This is a genomic window from Neisseria maigaei (assembly GCF_958267405.1).
GTDB lineage: Bacteria > Pseudomonadota > Gammaproteobacteria > Burkholderiales > Neisseriaceae > Neisseria > Neisseria bergeri.
In genome coordinates this window covers 94,960-117,847 of sequence record NZ_CATQFT010000003.1, presented here as the reverse complement: position 1 = coordinate 117,847, position 22,888 = coordinate 94,960, and the positions used below count along the sequence as shown (strand labels likewise).

The 22,888-nt window shown below is 50.7% G+C and carries 16 protein-coding genes; 6 read left to right on the top strand and 10 right to left on the bottom strand.

Going from position 1 to position 22,888, the window contains the following annotated elements:
- Nucleotides 1-4: 4 nt before the first annotated feature.
- From hflX to Q3O06_RS02340, 3 genes are all read left to right on the top strand, one after another.
- Nucleotides 5-1,183 (top strand): GTPase HflX, encoded by a 1,179-nt coding sequence (gene hflX, locus Q3O06_RS02350; protein WP_301817453.1) that lies wholly within the window; start codon nucleotides 5-7, stop codon nucleotides 1,181-1,183.
- A complete protein-coding gene (locus Q3O06_RS02345) occupies nucleotides 1,180-3,660 on the top strand; it encodes a heavy metal translocating P-type ATPase (RefSeq protein WP_301817452.1) in 2,481 nt (826 codons plus the stop codon). The genes hflX and Q3O06_RS02345 overlap by 4 nt, the downstream gene beginning before the upstream one ends.
- Nucleotides 3,661-4,336: 676 nt before the next feature.
- Nucleotides 4,337-4,480, top strand: a complete 144-nt coding sequence (locus Q3O06_RS02340; RefSeq protein ID WP_002244108.1) for a hypothetical protein — start codon at nucleotides 4,337-4,339, stop codon at nucleotides 4,478-4,480.
- A gap of 146 nt (nucleotides 4,481-4,626) precedes the next feature.
- Here the strand turns inward: Q3O06_RS02340 and Q3O06_RS02335 are convergent, their stop codons facing one another.
- The 5 genes from Q3O06_RS02335 to Q3O06_RS02315 all read right to left on the bottom strand — a co-directional run bounded on the left by Q3O06_RS02335 (nucleotide 4,627) and on the right by Q3O06_RS02315 (nucleotide 12,308).
- Nucleotides 4,627-5,403 (bottom strand): ferredoxin--NADP reductase, encoded by a 777-nt coding sequence (locus Q3O06_RS02335; protein WP_118996787.1) that lies wholly within the window; start codon nucleotides 5,401-5,403, stop codon nucleotides 4,627-4,629.
- A 187-nt stretch (nucleotides 5,404-5,590) separates the two neighbouring features.
- On the bottom strand, nucleotides 5,591-6,385 hold the full coding sequence (locus Q3O06_RS02330; RefSeq protein WP_301817447.1) for a BUD32 family EKC/KEOPS complex subunit: 795 nt from the start codon (nucleotides 6,383-6,385) through the stop codon (nucleotides 5,591-5,593).
- 45 nt (nucleotides 6,386-6,430) lie between these two features.
- Nucleotides 6,431-7,840 (bottom strand): threonine synthase, encoded by a 1,410-nt coding sequence (gene thrC / locus Q3O06_RS02325; protein WP_301817446.1) that lies wholly within the window; start codon nucleotides 7,838-7,840, stop codon nucleotides 6,431-6,433.
- Nucleotides 7,841-7,912: 72 nt separating this feature from the next.
- On the bottom strand, nucleotides 7,913-8,281 hold the full coding sequence (locus tag Q3O06_RS02320; RefSeq protein WP_301817445.1) for a hypothetical protein: 369 nt from the start codon (nucleotides 8,279-8,281) through the stop codon (nucleotides 7,913-7,915).
- 304 nt (nucleotides 8,282-8,585) lie between these two features.
- Complete coding sequence (locus Q3O06_RS02315) at nucleotides 8,586-12,308, bottom strand: autotransporter outer membrane beta-barrel domain-containing protein (RefSeq protein WP_373323484.1); 3,723 nt, start codon at nucleotides 12,306-12,308, stop codon at nucleotides 8,586-8,588.
- Between the two features lie 531 nt (nucleotides 12,309-12,839).
- Between Q3O06_RS02315 and Q3O06_RS02310 the strand changes: the two genes are divergently transcribed.
- Nucleotides 12,840-14,150: a replication-associated recombination protein A gene (locus tag Q3O06_RS02310; protein ID WP_301817444.1), complete on the top strand. Its 1,311-nt coding sequence runs from the start codon at nucleotides 12,840-12,842 to the stop codon at nucleotides 14,148-14,150.
- A 231-nt stretch (nucleotides 14,151-14,381) separates the two neighbouring features.
- Here the strand turns inward: Q3O06_RS02310 and Q3O06_RS02305 are convergent, their stop codons facing one another.
- Entirely contained in the window at nucleotides 14,382-14,582 is a 201-nt protein-coding gene (locus tag Q3O06_RS02305) for a hypothetical protein (RefSeq protein WP_139042339.1), read from the bottom strand.
- A 61-nt stretch (nucleotides 14,583-14,643) separates the two neighbouring features.
- Between Q3O06_RS02305 and glgX the strand changes: the two genes are divergently transcribed.
- Both glgX and Q3O06_RS02295 read left to right on the top strand, forming a co-directional pair.
- Nucleotides 14,644-16,635, top strand: a complete 1,992-nt coding sequence (gene glgX, locus Q3O06_RS02300) for a glycogen debranching protein GlgX (protein ID WP_301817441.1) — start codon at nucleotides 14,644-14,646, stop codon at nucleotides 16,633-16,635.
- Between the two features lie 104 nt (nucleotides 16,636-16,739).
- Nucleotides 16,740-19,214 carry a glycogen/starch/alpha-glucan phosphorylase gene (locus Q3O06_RS02295; RefSeq protein ID WP_301817439.1) on the top strand — a complete coding sequence of 825 codons (2,475 nt, stop codon included), beginning with the start codon at nucleotides 16,740-16,742 and terminating at the stop codon, nucleotides 19,212-19,214.
- Between the two features lie 165 nt (nucleotides 19,215-19,379).
- On the opposite strand, the gene Q3O06_RS02290 is transcribed toward Q3O06_RS02295, so the two are convergent.
- The 4 genes from Q3O06_RS02290 to Q3O06_RS02275 form a co-directional block, all read right to left on the bottom strand.
- A complete protein-coding gene (locus Q3O06_RS02290; RefSeq protein WP_025458424.1) occupies nucleotides 19,380-20,003 on the bottom strand; it encodes a hypothetical protein in 624 nt (207 codons plus the stop codon).
- Between the two features lie 269 nt (nucleotides 20,004-20,272).
- Nucleotides 20,273-21,613, bottom strand: coding sequence for a bifunctional 3,4-dihydroxy-2-butanone-4-phosphate synthase/GTP cyclohydrolase II (gene ribBA / locus Q3O06_RS02285; protein ID WP_301817436.1), 1,341 nt, complete (start codon nucleotides 21,611-21,613; stop codon nucleotides 20,273-20,275).
- 212 nt (nucleotides 21,614-21,825) lie between these two features.
- Nucleotides 21,826-22,428 carry a glycosyltransferase family protein gene (locus Q3O06_RS02280; RefSeq protein WP_301817434.1) on the bottom strand — a complete coding sequence of 201 codons (603 nt, stop codon included), beginning with the start codon at nucleotides 22,426-22,428 and terminating at the stop codon, nucleotides 21,826-21,828.
- Nucleotides 22,425-22,784: a glycosyltransferase family 2 protein gene (locus Q3O06_RS02275; RefSeq protein WP_301817432.1), complete on the bottom strand. Its 360-nt coding sequence runs from the start codon at nucleotides 22,782-22,784 to the stop codon at nucleotides 22,425-22,427. The genes Q3O06_RS02280 and Q3O06_RS02275 overlap by 4 nt, the downstream gene beginning before the upstream one ends.
- Nucleotides 22,785-22,888: the final 104 nt, after the last annotated feature.

Genomic DNA, 22,888 nt, shown 5'->3' with positions numbered 1-22,888 from the left:
ATACATGACAGGCAGAACAGGCCGCAACGGCAGTACCCAAGCGCAACCGGAACGCGTCATGCTGGTGGGCGTAATGTTGGACAAAGACGGTACGGGCAGCAGTGCCGCCCGTCTGAACGGTTTTCAGACGGCATTGGCGGAGGCCGTCGAGCTGGTCAAGGCGGCAGGCGGCGATCCCGTCATCGTGGAGACAGCCAAACGCGACCGTCCGCACACCGCGCTGTTTGTCGGCACGGGCAAGGCGGCGGAGCTGTCGGAAGCAGTTGCCGCAGACGGCATCGATTTGGTCGTATTCAACCACGAACTCACGCCCACGCAGGAACGCAATTTGGAAAAAATCTTCCAATGCCGCGTATTGGACAGGGTAGGGCTGATTCTGGCGATTTTCGCCCGCCGCGCCCGTACGCAGGAAGGCAGGCTGCAAGTCGAGTTGGCACAATTAAGCCATTTGGCGGGACGCTTGATACGCGGTTACGGACACCTGCAAAGCCAGCGCGGCGGTATCGGCATGAAAGGCCCCGGCGAAACCAAACTGGAAACCGACCGCCGATTGATCGCCCATCGGATTAATGTCTTGAAAAAACAGCTTGCCAGCCTCAAAAAACAGCGCGCCCTGCGCCGCAAGTCCCGAGAATCGGGCAGAATCAAAACGTTTGCGCTGGTCGGCTATACCAATGTCGGCAAATCCAGCCTGTTCAACCGGCTGACCAAGTCGGGCATATATGCGAAAGACCAGCTTTTCGCCACACTCGACACGACGGCGCGGCGGCTGTACATCAGTCCCGAATGCAGCATTATCCTGACCGATACCGTCGGATTCGTCAGCGATTTGCCGCACAAGCTGATTTCGGCATTTTCCGCCACGCTGGAAGAAACCGCGCAAGCTGATGTGCTGCTGCACGTCGTCGATGCCGCCGCCCCGAACAGCGGACAGCAGATTGAAGACGTGGAAAACGTACTGCAAGAAATCCATGCCGGCGATATTCCGTGCATCAAGGTGTACAACAAAACCGACCTGCTGCCGTCTGAAGAACAAAACACGGGCATATGGCGCGACGCTGCGGGAAAAATTGCTGCCGTCCGCATTTCCGTTGCTGAAAATACCGGTATAGACGCACTGCGCGAAGCCATTGTCGAGTATTGTGCCGCCGCACCAAACACAGACGAAACCGAAACGCCATGAAAAAAACCTGTTTCCACTGCGGGCTGGACGTTCCCGAAAACCTGCATCTGACCGTCCGTTACGAAAACGAAGACCGAGAAACCTGCTGCGCCGGTTGTCAGGCGGTCGCACAAAGCATTATTGACGCGGGCTTGGGCAGTTATTACAAACAACGCACCGCCGACGCGCAAAAAACCGAGCTACCGCCCCAAGAAATCCTCGACCAAATCCGCCTGTACGACCTGCCCGAAGTCCAGTCCGACTTTGTGGAAACCCACGGCGGCACGCGCGAGGCGGTTTTAATGCTCGGCGGTATCACCTGCGCCGCCTGCGTCTGGCTGATCGAACAGCAGCTTTTGCGTACAGACGGCATCGTCCGCATCGACCTCAATTACAGCACGCACCGTTGCCGCGTCGTCTGGGAGGACGGCAAAATCCGCCTTTCCGACATTCTGTTGAAAATCCGGCAGACAGGCTACACCGCCGCACCCTATGACGCGCAAAAAATCGAAGCCGCCAACCAAAAAGAACGCAAACAATACATCGTCCGCCTCGCCGTTGCCGGACTGGGGATGATGCAGACGATGATGTTCGCGCTGCCGACCTACCTTTACGGCAACGACATTGAAGAAGATTTCCTACAAATCCTCCATTGGGGCGGCTTCCTGATGGTGTTGCCGGTTGTCTTTTACTGCGCCGTTCCGTTTTATCAAGGCACGCTGCGCGACTTGAAAAACCGCCGCGTCGGTATGGACACGCCGATTACCGTCGCCATCATCATGACCTTTATTGCCGGCGTTTACAGCCTTGCGACCAATGCGGGACAGGGGATGTATTTCGAATCCATCGCCATGCTGCTGTTTTTCCTGCTGGGCGGACGTTTTATGGAACAAATCGCCCGCCGTAAGGCAGGAGATGCCGCAGAGAGGCTGGTCAAGCTGATTCCTGCGTTTTGCCATCATATGCCCGATTACCCCGATACGCAGGAAACCTGCGAGGCAGCCGTCGTCAAATTGAAGGCGGGCGATATCGTGATAGTCAAACCGGGCGAAACCATCCCCGTTGACGGCACGGTGCTGGAAGGCAGCAGCGCGGTCAACGAATCTATGCTGACGGGTGAAAGCCTGCCCGTCGCCAAAATGCCGTCTGAAAAAGTAACCGCAGGTACACTCAACACGCAAAGCCCCCTGATTATACGCACCGACCGTACCGGCAGCAGTACGCGCCTGTCCCATATCGTCCGCCTGCTCGATCGCGCACTGGCCCAAAAACCGCGCACCGCCGAGTTGGCGGAACAATACGCCTCGACATTCGTTTTCGGGGAACTGCTGCTTGCTGTTCCCGTATTTATCGGTTGGATGTTTTACGCCGATGCGCATACCGCGCTTTGGATTACCGTCGCCCTGCTTGTCATTACCTGTCCGTGCGCCTTATCGCTTGCCACGCCGACGGCCTTAGCAGCTTCTACCGGTGCGCTGGCGCGTGAAGGCATTTTAATCAGCGGTAAGCAAACCCTGGAAACGCTCGCCCAAACCACCGACATCATCTTCGATAAAACAGGAACGCTGACCCAGGGAAATCCCACCGTCAGCCATATCTCATTGTCGAGCGGTACAGACGAAGCCTTTGTTCTCGCGGTGGCGCAGGCGTTAGAACAACAGTCCGAACATCCCCTTGCCCGCGCCATCCTCAACCACCGTGTTTCAGACGGCATGATTCCTGACATACGGGTCGGACAACGCCTCAATCACGTCGGTGAAGGCGTAGGCGCGCAACTGACCGTCGACGGGGAAACGCAGGTGTGGGCATTGGGCAGGGCGGCTTATGTCGCCAAAATCGCCGGAGAACCTCCGCAGGATGAACAGTCTTTAGAAAGCGGCAGCGCGGTCTATCTCGGCAACCAGCTCGGTTTCCAAGCTGTGTTTTATCTTCAAGACCCGTTGAAAGAGGGGGCGGAGGAAGTTGTCCGCAAGTTGAAGCGGCAAAACCTGACCCTGCACCTGCTCAGCGGAGACCGTGAAACCGCCGTTGCCGAAACCGCACGCGCCTTGGGTATCGGACACTACCGTTCCCAAGCCATGCCGGAAGACAAGTTGGAATATGTCAAGGCTTTGCAGAAAGAAGGGAAAAGAGTGTTGATGATAGGCGACGGCATCAACGATGCCCCTGTTTTGGCACAGGCCGATACTTCTGCAGCCGTGGCGGGAGGAACCGATATTGCAAGGGACGGCGCGGATATCGTCCTTTTAAACGAAGATTTGAATACCGTTCCGCATATGCTGGTACAGGCGGGAAGGACGCGGCAGATTATCCGTCAGAACCTGTCGTGGGCGAGTGCTTACAACATCATTGCCGTACCGCTTGCCGTTTTGGGTTATGTCCAACCGTGGATTGCCGCGCTGGGTATGAGCTTCAGTTCGCTGGTCGTATTGGGCAATGCTATGCGGCTTCACAAGCAGGCGGACATGCCGTCTGAAAAAATGCCGTCCGAACAATGACGGACAGCGTTGCTTTAGACGTATAACAGTAACGGGGGCATTATTAGCACGACAGATACCATATTCCAATCTTTGCATACATGGCTTGATCATCAACCAAGATGATATTTCCCAAGCACAGCATGATACATGCCATTGAAAAATATAGAAAATTAATTGAAAACTTAAATGGATATTGAAATGGATAATCACATAGTACAAATTATAAGAAGGTTCGGGCTAGGTAGGATATTTTTTTATTCGTATAGCAAATCATCTATAATAATTTTTTCTTCATATGTTGTTTATTATATAATTTACAATTATCAATTTAATTACCTTTCGCTTTTAATTTATTTATTACCAATGTTGTGTAGTATATATATGATTATATTTTTTTTAAGAAAAACTAGGGAGATATTAACGATATATCAAAGAAAAAAATTTTTAAATTCTATTTTTTCATCCAGAGTTGAAATAATAATAGGTTCCAAGAAAAGAAAGTTGGGTATAAGCAGTTTTTATTTACTAAATTTAGTATGGCTTATTTGGTGTCTTATGATTTATAGAGAACAAGTCCGATTAAATAACTTAACTCTCTTTTTATCCTTTATATTCTCATTATTTTCTTTATTATATAATTTTGTTTTATTTTTAAATGTTTATGTTAATTTTTTCAAATTAAGAGAAGCTCAATATGGAAAATAACAAAGTCAAGTCTGATTATGCAGCCAAACAGGAAAGTTTAGGAAAAGTTGATGAAAACAAAAATGAGACGATGAAGATTCCCCCGCAAGTGGGAACCCATATGCTTGGTTTTTCTTTTATTTTCAAATGCTAATTAACGGATAGGTCTGGATTCCCGCCTGCGCGGAAATGACGGAAATGTGCATTTCTAATTTTTACCCACTATAAAAACCCGAATCCTGATTGGCAGGATTCGGGTTTTTTATCGCTGATGCCGTTCAGACGGCATTTTCAAGCAGCTTATTGATCCACAAACGCGCGCTCGATCAGATAGTCGCCGCGCACGCCGGTTTTCGGAGAGACGGTCAGTCCGAAATCGTCCAAAACTTTGCAGGTATCTTTCAGCATCGCAGGGCTGCCGCACAGCATCGCGCGGTCGTCTTGCGGGTTGATTTTGGGCAGGCCGATGTCTTCAAACAGTTTGCCGCTTACCATCAGGTCGGTCAGGCGGCCGTGGTGTTCAAAGTCTTCGCGGGAAACAATCGGGTAGTAAATCAGTTTTTCCCTAACCAAATCGCCGAGGTATTCGTGTTCGGGCAATTCTTTGGTAAAGCGGTCGTAGTACGCCAAGTCTTTTTTGTAGCGCACGCCGTGTACGAGGATGATTTTTTCAAACTGTTCGTAAATTTCGGGGTCTTTGGTGATGCTCAAGAAAGGGGCGATGCCGGTACCGGTGCTCAACAGGTAAAGGTGTTTGCCCGGATTCAGATCGCCGGCAACCAGAGTTCCGGTCGGTTTTTTGCTGATTAACACGTCGTCGCCGACTTTGAGGTGTTGCAGGCGGCTGGTCAGCGGGCCGTCTTGGACTTTAATGCTGAAAAATTCGAGGTGTTCTTCCCAGTTGGCGGAGGCGACGCTGTATGCGCGCATCAGCGGCTTGCCGTCCACCATCAATCCGACCATGACGAATTGGCCGTTTTCAAAGCGCAATGATTCGTCGCGGGTGCAGGTAAAGGTAAAATATGCGTCTGTCCAGTGGTGTACGGACAATACTTTTTGGGTATTGAATGCTGCCATTTGGGTTTCCTGTCAGTAAAAGAAATGGATAGTGCTTGTTCGGGACGTGCGGCAGAGTGGAAATGTCTGCCCGATTCGGGATAAAGCCAAAATTCTAAACGAAACGGATGGTTGCGACAATGCTTGATGCGCGTTGGTTATATGCCGTCTGAAGGGCTTCAGACGGCATCGCTGGGCAGGCGGCGGCTTACGGCGGCATATCGGCAAGGGAAATCAGGGAAATCGAGGCTGCCAGCCTGAGCGCGTCCCGTCCCCAGCGTGGGTGTTCCAGCCTGCGTATCGGGAGGATCGGTTTGACGGTGGCGGCAATCAGCCTTTGTATTTCGGCAGGCTGATCCGACAATACGCCGCCCCATTTTTCCGCAGCCGCTTCCAGCAGCCCGCCGTTTTTCAATATCAGCGCGGTCGAATGGATGTAGCAGAGCCAGTCGCGGGCTTGGCATTGCGCTATGGTCAGGACCTCGGAAGGGTCGTCTTCAAAATCCAAAAAGCTGATGTTTTTTCCGTCCGACATCATATTCCGCGCAAACGCCTGACTGAGGAACTGCTGTTTTTTATGCACGCGTGCAATGGCTTCCAAACCGGCAAGCCAAGCGTCCGCCTTTCCGGCTTCGGCTTCTTGGCGGATTTGCGCATCGAGCGGGATGCCTTCCAAATTGCCGAACATAAGGGCATTTTTCCGGACGGCGAGCAATTCGGGAACGGCTATCCCCGCCGCGCGCAATTCGTACAGGCGTTTTGATTCGGTTGCAATGGCAGGCTCGCCGCCGAGGCTGGGAACCGGCTTCAACACCCCCAGTTTCAAATATCGGGCAACCATACCGAGCAGCGCGTAACGCCATCGTGCATTGTGCCTGCCTGCTTTGCGTATCCATACCTTGGTTCCGTCGGCAAGCAGGTGGGGGGCGATAGCGGTCTCCTGTTTTGCCGCCAATTCGTCCAACAGTATGGAAAAACGGGTTTCCTGCATAGGTAAGGTCATTTTCTTTCAATCTTAAGTTCGGGCGGAATGCCCCTGTACGGAACATCAGGCAAGGGTTTGTTCGATGATGCCTTTTACCGCATCCGCACTGTTCGGCACGGTTTGCACGCGCTGCGGCAGGTTTTCCAAACCTTCCAGCGCGGCGGGGCGCGGAATGGCAACATCGCCGACGGCTTCGCGTATGGTCGCATCGAATTTCGCCGCCAACGCGGTTTCCAAACAAACCACCGTTTCACCTTCTTCGCGCACTTCGCGGGCGACTTTTACGCCGTCGGCAGTGTGCGGGTCGATGAGTTCTTGGTCTTGCTCGTAAACCTGTTTGATGGTGGCGAGGCGGTCGGCGTGGGTGGACTTGCCGGAAGTAAAGCCGTATTTACCGCCGACTTTGTCCAAGGCAAACCGCAGGTCAAAGCCTTTGCCCGCCGCCACTTCCGCCCAAAGCGTATTGATTTCATGAGGATCGCGATCCATCAGGTCGAACACGAAACGCTCGAAGTTGGACGCTTTGGAAATGTCCATCGACGGGCTGGAGGTAACATAAGTATGCGCGCTGTTGCGAGGGCAGTATGCGCCGGTTTTGAAAAACTCGTCCAACACATCGTTTTCATTGGTCGCGACAATCAGGCGGCGGACAGGCAGGCCCATTTGTTTGGCGATGTGTCCCGCGCAAACATTGCCGAAGTTGCCGCTCGGCACGCAGAAGCTGACGGTTTCGTCATTGCTTTGCGTCGCTTTGAAATAGCCTGCAAAGTAATAAACCACTTGCGCGACGATGCGCCCCCAGTTGATCGAGTTGACCGTACCGATATGGTATTTTTCCTTGAATGCGGCATCGTTCTGCACCGCCTTCACAATATCCTGACAGTCGTCAAACATCCCCTTCACGGCGATATTGTGGATATTCCCGTCTTGCAGGCTGTACATCTGCGCGCGTTGGAACGCGCTCATCTTACCGTCGGGCGACAACATAAATACGTTCACGCCCTTTTTGCCGCGCAAGGCATATTCCGCAGCCGAACCCGTATCGCCGCTGGTTGCGCCCAAGATATTGAGTTTTTTGCCTTCTTTGTTTAAAACATATTCAAACGCATTGCCCAAAAACTGCATCGCCATATCTTTGAACGCCAGCGTTGGGCCGTTGGACAAGGCTTGGATTTTGATGCCGTCTGAAAGCGTGCGGACGGGGGTGATTTCCTTAGTACCGAACGCCGCTTCCGTGTAAGTACGGTTCAGAATATCGTGCAAATCGTCCTCCGGAATGTCGGTAACGAACAGGCGCATAATTTCAAACGCCAATTCGGGATAAGCCAAACCACGCCATTTGTCCAAGGTTTCCCGCCCGATTTGCGGATAATGTTCCGGCAGCATTAGTCCGCCGTCGGGGGCGAGCCCCATCAATAAAACTTCGCTGAACGGTTTGGGTGCGGTTTCGCCGCGTGTGCTGATGTAGTCCATCAATTTTCCCTTCTGTAAAAGTTGCAATAAAAACGGCTTCAGACGGCATTGCCGCCACACCTTTTGAAGATTTTAGCGGTATAGCCTGCCGAAGCAGGCAGAAACCGTTTTGGCGGTCAGGGCGGCAAGCGCCTGATTGCGCGTGGACGGATTCAGCATCTGCATCACATCGCTGCCGGTCATCCGTTCGGGGGCTTCTTGGGCGACGCAAGCGCAAATCTTGTTTTCCCATTCCGCCTGTTTTTCGGCACTCATCGCCAGCGCGGTCAAACGCCATTCGCTGCGTTTGTTCAATTCCGCACGGCATTGGCTTTCTACCGCCATTTTGACGATGCTGCCGCCCATACCTGTGCCGCCGTCTAAGCCACCGAATGTGTTGCCGCTGCCGGCGCAGCCGCCGAGTAAGATTGCCACCGGCAAAATAGACAAGGTTTTATTCATCTCAATTCCTTTTCGGTTGAAACCCCGCCGTTTTATGGCGATAGGATCTGATTAGCCGCCCCGTTTGGGATAACGCGCAGGGCGGCGTTTTATGCGCCGTTCCGAGTGTTGGAGTAAACCGTTTGAATATCCGGTTGAATCCGGCGACATTATACTTCAATCGGGAAAATAAAAAATCCCGCCGCCGTCATTTTGCCCATTGGCAAAAATGCCGTCTGAAAGCGGTTCAGACGGCATTTCATTGTGGTTTATCCTAAAGACTCGAATTAGATTTAACCCATTGTTGCGATAAGGTTCCAATCATTCAGTCAAACTGATGGGAAACGGATAAGCGGATGTTGTACGAACCTTTTTTGCCGCCGGAAAACTCTTTTTCCGCATCGGCAAAGACATACGTTTTTTTGCCTGTCCGCGCATTGTAGCCCAAGCCGACGGAATACCAAGTCCCCCTCGTATTCCATTTTTGAGCATAATTGCTGTTGCCTTCAAATGCCTTAAAGGAACGGCTGCCCAAAAATTCATGAAGGATATTGCCTTTGATATAGAAAAGTTTTTTGCCTTCGTCAAATTTTCTCACGACATCCAAACCCAAACGGCCTATCAGGCTGTTTACGTGGCTTAAGTTGACATTTATACCATTGTCGAGCCGGTAGCCCGCACCTCTTAAATAGGAATATTGCAACTGTACTTGCGGTGTAATCCGCCACAATTTATCGTCATCCAAAAATTTACGGCGGCCGTATTCGGTGCTGATAGAGAATAGGGTGTTGCTATATTTTCCCTCGCCCCATAATTGCCCCATATGATTTCGTGCAATCACACGGTTACGCAGTTTTCCTATTTTTAATACATTGTCGATATACCCTGTTTCGTCTCCTTCTTTATCTATGTATTGGGTAGTATTGTACAGAGCCAATTCATATTTCCTGATTTTGCCCTTGCCAAACGTATTCCATAACGATGTCCTGCCGTGGCCGTAGTCGAAACTTATGCCCCATTTGCGTTTTTTCTCCTGCTCGTTGAGGCTGAAGCGGTCATATCCGATTTCAAAATCGTTGTTATGAAACCTAAACGCATTGGATTGAATCAAACGGCTATGCGTCAGCCTTATCCAATCGCCTTCTTTTTTATCCAACGTTGAAAAAGCCCGTTCCCCTTCGCGTTTGGTATAAGTATCCAAAGTGAACGCATAATGTGCGGTTGAGTCGAACATATCGCTTATATTTTTGACATTTCGGCTCGGATTGCCCGTAGCCTGTTTGACTAAATAGACATTTTTTCTATGCTCGCTACCATACATCGCATCCACATCTGTGTTACCTGCTTTTTCAGCAGTCATTGTTTCACCATTAAATCTGCGATTGTAATCTTCGTTATTGCTTGGGTCAGTTTTATGGTCAGAATATTCAACCGTTAAAGCCTGCTCCATAAGATGTGTATCATCAATATATTTCTTACCGTTCACAAATTCATTGCCTGAATTTTCTCGAACAGTCGCAAAACGCAGGCGGTCGCCGTAATTCATACTGTCGAGCACTTCGGACAGATTTTTGACGACGACTTCTTGCGGAGTGGACGTTCCTTTTTTCACATAGAGCATATCGCTGTGAATGCCGTCTTTATTCAGATGCATCAAGAATTTATTGGCACCCGCCAATTCGCCGATATGTAAGGCGCGTCCGCTCGTTTTGCTGTTACTGTCAAAATCAACCGTACCTTCGCCGCTCAATTTATCCATCCAACTTTGACCTGTCATCGTCCATAGCGCGTCTTTGGCTAAATTAAGGTTAATTTCGCCCGCACTTTTGCTGTCTAGATTGACATATTGCTCAAATAAATCTTTATGTTTGGGGTTATTTAAGCCGCTGAAATTGTCCAAACGTCCCACTAAACGGCTGTTCGGCGTGAAATCTAATTCCACTTTACCCTTATTTACCGCCAAGACATCGCCAGTCAAACGCATAACATTATCATCTGAATTATCTAACGGCGTAATGGAAACACTGCCGCCATCCGATACAGTTGCCCCATCAATACTGCTGTTGCCTTTGTACCTTAAATTAATCAGGCTGTTATCCCTTCGGGCGATATTTGCCACGCTGGAATGAATCGTTATTTGCCCGTCTATGCTGACTTCACTTTTGTCTAATGAATGAATGGCGGCATTGCTTGCATGAATCGTATTGCTTTCGCCGGTTAAGGCTATTTTTGCAGTATTTCCAGCATAGATTCCCGATTCTTTTGAATTAATTTGGTTTTCATGGTTTGCGTGGATGCTTAAATTTCCATTCATTCCAATCAAGGCAAACTTGTCGCCTTCAATAATATTATCTTTTCCATCTACATTGATTGAACCGCCGTCTTGCGAATACAGACCGATTTTGGTGCTTTTTACCTCATTTTTATCTTTTGAAGACAAATTGACCGTGCTTGTTGCATGGAGGGCATACACGCCAAATTCCGCATCGGATAATGTGTTTTTATTTTCGGCAGTCAAATCTACCTTTGCCTTGTTGTAGGCGAAAACGTTATGTTTCAGACTTGAAATTGCATTATTTTTACCCTCGAGGACGATTGAGGAGTCGCTTGAACGCAAACCGCTTGTTCCGCCTTGTACGATATTATCGTTCTTCGCAGACAGCTCAACTTTTGCCTTATTCCAAGAATAAATGCTGTTATGGTCAAATCCCCCATTTAATGCCCTAGATTTTTCACTGATTTCACTCTTAACGATATTATTCTCGCCAACCAGTTTGACTAGCGATTTGTCGTCATAGGCAAAGATGCCGTTGGAACCTCGTTTGTATTTATAAGAGTCTGTTCCCTTTAATATGTCAGAGTTGTTTACATAATCCGCATCCGCATCGCCGGATTTCATGGTAACAATATTATCGCCGCCGGCTTCCAGTATGATTTTGTTTCCGTCATCCCTTTTTCCGGGTCTTGCCCCCGTTCTGTTAATCAAAGTCGAAATACCGTCGCTGCTGTATGCGGCGTTTTCCACGGTAATTTTATTGTTTTCTTTTGCCTTGAGGGTAATCGTGGCATTTCCGTGAGCGGTAATCCCTGCTTGGTTCATCGGATTACCCCCTATCTCAATGATATTGTTTGCCGCATTCAAAACTACATCGCTGTCAGTCGTGGATTGAACCCCCACCCTGTATAGTTCTGGCGAATTATTGGGGTATTTTTCTTTCCAGGCATTGATTAAAGCCGTATTGGTGTCCGGATTTTTAACCCGGACAATATTATCCCCCTCGGCTTCAAGCGTCGCTGTTGCAGAATGCGACGCGATAATGCCTTTTACGGAGGCGTGGTGTTTTACATTTAAATCAACTTCATTATTCCCCTTGACGGCTTTGAGTTCGATGGTGCTGACGCCGTCAAGGGAAGGTTTGGTAAGGTCGCTTGATTGATTATTGATGAAAATGCCCGTCGTGTGTCCGGAATAGGGGGAGTTGGACTGGAGACCGTTTACGCCCAATCCCAAGCCGCCGCCCTCAGTGGTGATGGATATTTTATTGTTATTTCCCCTTAATACGGTATTGGATTTAAAAGCCGTTTCAATACCCCTTAAAAAACTTGTACTCTCAACTTTTCCTGCCGGCATAGGGTCGGCAAGCTTCCCTTTAATCGCAACCACATTATCGCCGTCTTCGGCAGTCAGATTAACATCGGTATTGTTGAGGTTTTGAATGCCGAAATGGTGTGTATCCTTATGAACGTTAACGTTCATATTGAACAAATTGCCTGTTTTTGAATGAAAGGATATGCTGCCTTTGTCATTTTCATCGGGGGGGGGGGTGATAGTGTTGTAGTACCGTACTAAGGCTTTATCATTCACTAACTTTTCTTGATGTGTGGTTGGATCTGTTGCCTTATCGGCAACATTCAAATTAAATTGAATTTTTCCTTTGGCATCCAAATGGATATTTCCGGAATGGGGTTGTACGTCAACAGATTGAAAATCATTGTTGAAAATAATATCATTATTGCTTTTTACCAATAATTCAGGCGTATATCCCAATTGTGGGTCCGCAAAAGATTGGATGCCGTAAACGCCGTTGACCAGTAAGTTTCCATCTGCTCCGTTTCCGGTGGTAATGACTTCTAATTTCCTACGGGTTTCCCCTTTCTGCCAATAAGGCAAAATAGTTTGCTTTACTGTGATCTTACCCCCCTTCCAAGTTGAAACTGAACCTAATCTTTGCGGGTCCGGTTGCAAAGATACATACTCTACATTTTCAACTTCATATTCAGCAGCGTTAGCCTCAAAACATAATGCTGCTTGAATCAACAAAGCAATGGTAGATAAAGCAAATTTTCTATTTTGTTTCATCAAAGTCTCCTTAATGTTTAATTGAAACTCTGATTTGGGTATTGTTATGCCGGTGCGGAATCGGTCTCAGTGCCGGATATATTGTGTGAAGTCTCTCGTCTTTTCCAGTATGCGCCTAATAGCGGCTTAGTGCAAACGGAGGGGCGGTATCCGTATGCGGCACGCCGCCTTTCCCTGCCGTATAATCATATTGTTTGCAAACCTGTTGACGGAGTCGTTATGACCGATTTGTTTGTCCGAGAACCCGATGCGCCGCTTGCCGAACGCCTGCGCCCGCATACGCTTGACGACGTGGTGGGGCAGGAACACCTTATCGGCGAAGGTAAACCTTTGCGCGTGGCGGTAGAAGGCGGCAAGCCGCATTCTATGCTGCTGTGGGGACCGCCGGGCGTGGGCAAGACGACGTTGGCGCGGATTTTGGCGCAGAGTTTCAATGCCCAGTTTCTGCCTGTTTCCGCCGTGTTTTCCGGCGTAAAAGACATCCGCGAGGCAATCGATAAAGCCGAAATCGCTTTGCAGCAGGGACGCGCGACGATTTTATTTGTCGATGAAGTCCACCGTTTCAACAAGGCGCAGCAGGACGCGTTTTTGCCTTATGTGGAAAACGGTTTGCTGACCTTTATCGGTGCGACTACGGAAAATCCGTCGTTTGAAGTCAATCCCGCGTTGTTGAGCCGTGCGCAGGTGTATGTTTTGCAGCCCTTGTCTTCAGACGACCTCAAAAAGCTGGTTGCCAAAGTGTTGGCTTTGCCCGAATACCGCGATTTCACGATTGAAGCCGACGCGCAGGAACTGCTCGTGAATACCGCCGACGGTGATGCGCGCAGGTTGTTGAATCTGTTGGAACAACTTTTACGCGCCGCCGACACGCGCCGTCTGAAAACCCTGACCGCTGAATTTCTCGCCGACAGTTTGGGGGCGCAAATCCGCCGTTTCGACAAAGGCGGCGAGAGTTTCTACAACCAAATCTCCGCCCTGCACAAATCCGTGCGCGGTTCGCATCCGAATGCCGCGCTGTATTGGTTCTGCCGTATGCTCGACGGCGGCACCGACCCGCGCTACCTCGCCCGACGCATCGTGCGTATGGCGTGGGAAGACATCGGGCTTGCCGACCCGCGCGCCTTGCAAATCGCCAACGATGCCGCCGCCACCTACGAACGCTTAGGCTCGCCCGAGGGCGAACTGGCGCTGGCGCAAGCTGTGCTGTACCTTGCCGCCGCCGCCAAATCCAACGCGGGCTACAAGGCATACAACCAAATGCGCCGCTTCGTCAAAGAAAACGCCAGCGACGAAGTGCCCGTCCACCTGCGCAACGCCCCGACCAAGTTGATGAAGGAATTGGGCTACGGACGCGAATACCGCTACGCCCACGACGAACCGAACGCCTACGCCGTCGGCGAAAGCTATATGCCCGACGGCTTGGACGAACCGGATTTCTATCAACCCGTTCCGCGCGGGCTGGAAATCAAAATCGGCGAAAAGCTGGCGTGGCTCAAATCGCTGGATGAAGAGGCATTGCCCAAGGGATAGGGCGGATTGGTGCAGGGCGGCTTCCTGCCGTGTTGTTTGACAGGCGCGGCGGATTTTGCCGACTTGGTGTTTTGCTCCATCTTGACTGCCTGCCGCAAAATCCTTCAGACGGCATTTCGAGCCTCGGGATGCCGTCTGAACGCGTGCCGCCCTTGCCGTGCCGGTTGCGGAACGATTCGGGGTTCGTCGGCACGGGCTTTGCGGCGGCTGAAACGGCTTTTGCGCCACCGCTTATTTTTCAGACCGGGTTTTAACGATCCGCCGCTGCCGTCCGTTTGCAGGGAAGGGCGGCGATGCCGTCTGAAGGCGGTGTGGCGCGTCGGCGTTTAGATGCTTCAACACACAGGACGGCACATAAAGCACCGCACGATGAATCGGGTTTTGAAGTTTGAGATGCCGTCTGAAGGCGGGAAAGCCCGCTTCAGACGGCATCGGGGCTTTATCCGTTGTATCGGGCTGAGTCATTTGATTATTTTATTTTTGGAACGGTTTTATGGTTGCCGAAAAATATGTTATCGAAAGCGGATTTCCTTATCCGATGGGGGCGGTGCCGATGGACGGCGGGGTCAATTTCGCCTTGTTTTCAGGCAATGCCGAAAAAGTGGAACTGTGCCTGTTTGATGGTGGAAACAGGGAAACGCGCTTGGTGCTGCCTTCGCACGAAGGCACGGTGTTTTATGGCTTTGTGCGCGGAATCGGCGCGGGGCAGCGTTACGGCTACCGCGTGTACGGCAGGGCGGACGCGGAGGCGGAATCCTGTTTCAATCCGCAAAAGCTGCTGCTCGATCCGTATGCGCGGCAGACCGACGGCAAACCGGGTTTCCGCAATGCGGAAGAGATGGCATGGTTCAGGCCGGAGGACGGGCGCGACAACGCGGCGTTCGCGCCCAAAAGCGTGGTGCGTGGCGATGACGGTTTCGACTGGGGCGGCGACCGCCGTCCGCGCGTCCCCTTGGCGCAAACCGTGATTTACGAGGCGCACGTCAAGGGGCTGACCAAACAGTTTCCCGATTTGGCACACGCCGGAACATACCGCGCCCTGTCCGATACGCGCGTGATTGCCTATTTGAAGGATTTGGGCGTTACCACGCTCGAGCTGCTGCCGGTTCAGCAGCATCTTGACGAATACCATTTGCAGCAGGCGGGGCTGTCGAACTATTGGGGTTACAACACTTGCGCCCATTTCGCAGTCGAGCCGTCCTATGCGGCGGAGGCGGAACAGGCTGCGGCGGAGCTGAAACAGGCGGTCAAATCGCTGCACGCGGCAGGTTTGGAAGTGATTTTGGACGTGGTGTACAACCATACCGCCGAACAGGACGAAACTGGCGCGATGCTGTGCCAGCGCGGTATCGACAATGCGCGCTGGTATTGGCACAAGCCGCACGGCGGTTATGAAAACTGGTCGGGCTGCGGCAACACGCTGCGTATTGCCGACCGCGATGTGGCGCGTTGGGCTGCGGACAGCCTGCGCTATTGGGCGGAACACTTCCATATAGACGGTTTCCGCTTCGACTTGGGAACGGTTTTGGGACGCGGGCCGGATTTCCGAACGGACGGGCATTTTTTCCAAACGCTTTACCAAGACCCCGTGCTGGCAGATGTGAAACTGATTGCCGAAGCGTGGGACATCGGCGGCGACGGCTACCGTTTGGGGCAGTTTCCGCCGCCGTTTGCCGAATGGAACGGACGTTTCCGCGACGATATGCGCGCGTTTTGGGTATGGGAAAACGGCAATTTGGGTGCGTTTGCCGAACGTCTGGCAGGTTCATCCGACCTGTTCCGGCACGGCGGACGCAAGCCCTCGGCAAGCCTCAACTTCATTACCGCACACGATGGCTTCACCCTGCGCGACTTGGTCAGTTACAACGAAAAACACAACGATGCCAACGGCGAAGGCAACCGCGACGGACACAACGGCAACATCAGCTACAACCACGGCATCGAAGGCGCGACCGGCGACGCGGACATACGGCAAAGCCGCGAATACACCGCCAAAGCACTGCTCGCCTCGCTGTTCCTTTCCAACGGCATCCCGATGCTGCTCGGCGGCGACGAGTTCGGCAACAGCCAGCAGGGCAACAACAATGCCTATTGCCAAGACAACCCGATTGCGTGGCTCGACTGGCAGGACGCGGACGAAATGTTGCAGGATTACACGAAATCGCTGATTGCCCTGCGCCGGGAAATCGACATTTTGAACGAAAACATCTGGTGGACGGAGGGCAGGGTACGTTGGCTGAATGCCGACGGAGTGCCGATGAATCATGAAAACTGGCACGACAAGACGGCGAAATCGATGCAGGTTCTGCTGGACGGGCAGTGGCTGCTGTTGGTCAACGGTGCGCGTAATCGGCAGTTTTTTAACCTGCCTCAAGGACGGTGGCAGGTTTCTTGCGTACCATCGGAGAAATTTAATTACAATGTTTCTGAAAATCGGTTTGCCGCCGGACATATGGGCATTTGGGTTTTGAAGCAGGAAGCATGACCCGTCCGAACACAAATAAAAGAAATGCCGTCTGAACCGGCGACCCTTCTGACGGCATACGGAAACCTATTTTTCAATCACCCCGCAGAGAAAGGCTGTTTCACATGGCTCAAAAACTTCCCATTTCCGGTTTCGACTACGTCATGCCCAAACCAGATGCCGAGACCATCCGCAAAGCGATTGTCTACAAACTGATTTTCATTTTGGGCGCAGACCCCAAAGATGCCAACGAACACCAATGGCTCAACGCCGCCATGCTTGCCGCACGCGACCTGATTGCCGAAGACTTCCTGAAAACCCGCCGCGCCCACATCGAAAACGGGAAGCGTATGGTTTACTACCTGTCTATGGAATTCCTGCTCGGCCGCGCCTTTGTCAACGCCTTGATTAATGAAGGCGTTTACGCCGAATTTGAAGAAGCGTTCCGCCAACTGGGCAAAGAGTTCGCCGACGTGTGCGAACAAGAACAGGACCCCGGCCTGGGCAACGGCGGTTTGGGTCGCCTTGCCGCCTGCTTCCTCGATTCGCTCGCCACTTTGCGGATTCCGGCAATGGGCTACGGCATCCGCTACCAATACGGTATGTTCAAACAGGAAATCGCGGACGGACAGCAGGTTGAAAAACCCGATTTGTGGCTGGATCAGGATTTGGCTTGGCAGTTTGCCCGTCCGAACAAACAGTATTCCGTCCGTTTCGGCGGTCAGCTTTTGAACATGGGCGGCAAAAAAGAATGGCAGCCCGACGAAGAAATCTCCGCGATGGCATACGACGAAATCATCCCGGGCTACGGCGGCGAATGTGCCAACCCGTTGCGCTTGTGGACGGCGCACGCCGGCAAACTGTTCAACCTTGCCGACTTCAATAAGGGCGACTATGCCTCTGCCGTCCGCGCGCAAAACAGCGACGAAAACATCTCCCGCGTCCTCTATCCGAACGATTCTACCGACAGCGGCAGAGAGCTGCGCCTGAAACAGGAATATTTCCTTGTTTCCGCCTCGGTTCAAGACATCGTCGCACGCCACAAATGCCGTTTCCCGAGCGTTGAAAATCTTGCCGACAAAGCCGCCATCCACCTGAACGACACCCACCCCGTACTCGCCATTCCGGAGTTGATGCGTATCCTGATTGACGAAGAAGGCTTCGAATGGACAAAAGCATGGGAAATGTGCTGCAAAATCTTCTCCTACACCAACCACACGCTGATGAGCGAAGCTTTGGAAACCTGGCCGGTCGAGCTGATGGCGCGCCTGCTGCCCCGACATCTGGACATCATCTTTGAAATCAACGCCCACTTCCTCAACAGCGTACAGGAACAGGGTTTTGATGAAGACTTTGTCCGTCGCGTCTCCATCATCGACGAAACCCACGGCCGCCGCGTGCGTATGGGCTGGCTTGCCGTCATCGGTTCGCACAAGGTCAACGGCGTGGCGAAAATCCACTCCGACCTGATGGTCAACACCATTTTTGCGGACTTCGCCAAAGTGTTCCCCGAACGCTTTACCAACGTTACCAACGGCGTAACCCCGCGCCGCTGGATCAACATCGCCAACCCCGAGTTGACCAAGTTCCTCGACAAACATTTGGGCGGAGACGACTGGCGTTTGCATTTGGACAAGCTGACCAAGCTCAACGGCAGGGCGGACGATGCCGCCGTGCAGGCGGAGTTCGGCGCAGTCAAAAAAGCCGCCAAAGAACGCCTCGCCCGATACATCGAAACTGAGTTGGGTATCAAAGTCAGCACCGACGCGCTTTTCGACATCCAAATCAAACGCATCCACGAATACAAACGCCAAGCCTTGAACGTGATGCACATTGTTGACCGCTACAACAAAATCTTGGAAAACCCGGATTACGATTGGCAGCCGCGCGTGTTTATCTTTGCCGGCAAAGCCGCATCCGCCTACTATATGGCGAAAAAAATCATCCGCCTGATTAACGACGTTGCCAAAGTTATCAACAACGACGAGCGCATCCGCGACCTGATTAAAGTCGTGTTCATCCCAAATTACAGCGTCAGCCTCGCCCAAATCATCATCCCCGCCGCCGATTTGCACGAACAAATCTCACTGGCAGGAACGGAAGCATCCGGTACCGGCAATATGAAATTCGCCCTCAACGGCGCAATCTGTATGGGTACGCTGGACGGCGCGAACGTCGAAATTCTGGAAAAAGTCGGCGAGGACAACTGCTATATCTTCGGCAATACCGTCGAACAAGTCGAAGAAATCCGCCGCAATGGTTACGACCCCTTGAGCTATATCGAGCGCGACAGCGACCTGCGCCGCGTCGTCAACCAAATCAGCCAAGGTGCGTTTTCGCCGGAAGAGCCGGGCCGCTACAAGGACGTGTTGCAGCCGTACGGCGACTACTATCAACTGATGGCGGATTTCCGCAGCTATATCGACACGCAATACAAAGCGGACGGACACTACCGCAACACCTCCGCGTGGCAGAAATCGGCACTGATCAACATCGCCAATATGGGCTTCTTCTCATCCGACCGCGCCATTGCGGACTACTGCCGCGATATTTGGTACATCAAACCATTGAGCGAAAAAGAATTACCCGGCAAAAATTAAGCGTTGGGCAGATAGCGAAAGCCGATACATCGGAAAGGTTATCGGCTTTTTTATATTTGCTGTTTTTGAATTGGATAACAAACTTAAAAGGCCGTCTGAAAATTTTCAGACGGCCTTTTAAAATTTAACTGCCATTTTACAGGATACTTGTAGCCTTACTTTGTCTTATTTGAGATTCTCCAACAGTTTTTCCCCATCAGTAATCTGAGATAATGTTTGGGCAAAAGGAAAAGAACGTCCCAAAATGGATTTAACCTGTTTTGCTTTGATTGGATTTTGACTTAAATCGATAAAATGTTCTAGTTTCTGAAAAAATGTTTTATTATCAACGCCGTAATGATGAGTTTTCTCTATGATTCCTGTTGCTTGACCATATGCAACAATTCCTTGTCCAGAGGCGTATAGGAATACATAGTCTCCTTTTTTAATCCGACAGATTTTTTCTTTGTAGCCATCTTCAAATGCAGCAGCTACTTGGTTTGTCATCATAAAATTATGGTCTTCCAGGTCGTTGGCACTATTAGTATTTAATAAGAAATATCGTGTTGTAGTTGAATTATCAAATTCTTCTTCTTTTTGTTTGTCAATCATTCGTTTGTTCTCCCAGTCTTGAATAATAAATTCTTGAATTAAATCATTGATGATATCTTGGCGGGTTGTTTCCCAAGCATCGGCAAGCTCTTGCAAAATCAAATCATCTTTAATGGATAAACGTAAACTCAACGTAATCTTATTTTGATTTCGTTGGTTGTATATTTCTGTGCGGCGGTCGATAAAGCTATTAGGCATAATTATATCCTTTTGTTTTAGGGTTAAATAAAATATCAGGAGGAGAGGATTCATTCTTGATGGTGAGTATTATGTTACATTTCTATTTTTTAATGCAATAAAAATTACTCTTAAATTATTCTTAGTTTATTATATTATTATTTTTATTTAGAATAAACTATAATAATGACTTTTATGGGAGGTTCTGGCTGAATCAGGTAATTTATAGCAAAAGGTCGTCTGAAAACCGGAATTTGGGTTTCAGACGACCTTTTGATAGGACGGGCGGTTTATTTGTTTTCCGCTTCTTCAAAGCCGACGACTTCCAAACCGAAGCCGGTCAGACCGGTGAAAGATGAGGGTTGCCCGAGGACGCGCAGTTTTTTGACGTTGAGGCCGGCGAGGATTTGCGCGCCGATGCCGTAGCTTTTGCTGTCCCATTTGTAGGCTTGGTTTGCGCCTTTGGGCAGGGTGCGGTCGAGCAGGGATGCGCCGTCTTCGGTGCGGTGCAGGAGGATGACTACGCCGCTTTCGGCTTGTTGGATGCGCTCAAGGGCTTTGGGCAGCGACCAGGAATGGCGCGGATTGGCTTGGATGAAGTCCATCACGCTGAAGGGTTCGTGGACGCGGACGAGGGTTTCGGTGTCGGCGGAGGGCGTGCCTTTGACGAGGGCAAGGTGGGTTTCGCCGGAGAGCTTGTCCACGTAAACGTGTTGTTGGAACTCGCCCCACGGGGTTTGTACCGGCGAATTGCCCATGTCTTCGAGCAGACTTTCGGTACGGCTGCGGTATTCGATGAGGTCGGCAATGGTGCCGATTTTAAGATTGTGTTCTTCGGCAAATTTCATTAGCTCGGGCATACGCGCCATGGTGCCGTCGTCGTTGATGATTTCACAGATGACGGCGGCAGGGATAAGCCCGTTCATTTGCGCCAGATCGACGCCGGCTTCGGTGTGTCCGGCGCGGACGAGTACGCCGCCTTTTTGGGCGCGAAGCGGGAAGATATGACCGGGTTGGACGATGTCTTCGGGTTTGGCGGTCGGTGAAACGGCGGTTTGAATAGTCAGTGCGCGGTCAGCGGCGGAAATGCCGGTGGTAATGCCGTGTGCGGCTTCGATGGAGACGGTAAAGTTGGTGCCGTATTGCGCGCCGTTTTTTTGGGTCATCATGGGCAGGCCGAGTTTTTCGACCATTTCGCCAGCCATCGGCAGGCAGACCAGGCCGCGTGCATTTTTGATCATGAAGTTGATGGCTTCGGGAGTAACGAATTGCGCCGCCATCAGCAGGTCGCCTTCGTTTTCGCGGTCTTCGGCATCGGTAATGATGACCATTTTGCCGGCTTTGATGTCTGCTAGGATTTCGGGGATGGTGGAAATATGGGACATGGTACGCCTTTCTTGATGGTCGGTTGGGGCGGCAGGGTTTGCCTGATCCAGCCACATGGTAGGCATGTTCGCCGCCTGTTCGATTTTTCTGGCTTTTTTCTCGCCGAAGGATTTGTTTTTTAAGAGGGCGGAGAGTTCGCCCGTATTGAGGCAGACGGCTTCGGCAAAACGGGTTTGCAAACCGCCGTAATGTTTTTCTATCCATTGCCGCAGGTTGCGGCGGCGTAGGTTGGCTGTATCGGTCATTGTTTTTCCCTTTGCGGAAACCGGATGTAGCGGATTGTAATCGCGTATTTACCAAAAAGCAAATCTGTTTTTCGCTAAACCGAATTATTTGCTTTTTGGTAAACAGATGCCGTCTGAAGCCGGATTCGTGGCTTCAGACGGCATTGCCGCAATCCCGCCGGCGGGGCGGCTGTTTCTTCCCGCACGCTTCTGATTATGGGGTTTCCGGAGGGTTATTCCGAAAAAATTTCTGATAAAAAGCCTTTGATAAATGCCACCTTCCCGATAAAAACCGGACGGATTGCCTTCGAGCCGAATATCTTTCTGCATTTTTCTTTAAATGAAAAATATTCTCGGTAGATGACGATAATGTTTTTGGAAAAATGAAGCCCTACCAATATAGACCTCAGATAGCCGATATTGTCGAAGACAAATTTTTGCAAACCGCCGTAGATAGGGGAATTTTTGTTTTCGACTAAAAAATCCACACCCCGGTCGAGATGCGTCAGCATATCACTGAAATTTTTGTATTTGATGTTGTGGCTGATAGAGCCGCCGAGAACGCGGTACTGGTAAAAAGGGTTATCGTAAAAGGCAAAAGTCTTGATAAAACGCGCCAATTGCAAACTGTACGGGAAATCCTCGTGAATGTATCCTTTTGGGAAAAACAGATTGTTTTTGATGATTATTTCCCGCCTGACAATCTTTGTCCACGCGTTGGAGATATAGTACCGCCCCTCCACCAGCATTTCAAAATGGCGGACAAAATCATTATCCGAAAAGTCCTCCCCTTTGGAGATGTCGTGGTAATTGAAGGACGAAGGGTGCAGGATCAAATCAATCTTTTTATCTGCAAGTTGTTGTAAATCAAAGAGAATCCCCCCCCCGCGTTTTTTGAACAGTTGGTATCGGCCCAATAGTCGTCGCTGTCCAAAAAGATCAGGTAATCGCCTTTTGCCGCCCGGATACCGGCGTTGCGGGCATCCGACAGCCCGCCGTTTTCTTTATGAATCACTTTTATATGCGGATATTTGCCTGCATATTCGTCGCAAATCTTCCCGCAGCCGTCCGGCGAACCGTCATCGACCAAAATCATTTCATAATCGGCAAAATTTTCGGCAAGCACGGAATCCACGCAGCAGCGGAGGTATTTTTCCACATTGTAAATAGGGACGATGATGGAGAAAATCATAAATATCAATCCATTATATTAAGATGTTTGCGCGTATGCCTCAAACCCGTACCCGCAATGCGTTTGCATCCGCACCCTGTAACTTTATAAAACTTATTGCTTTA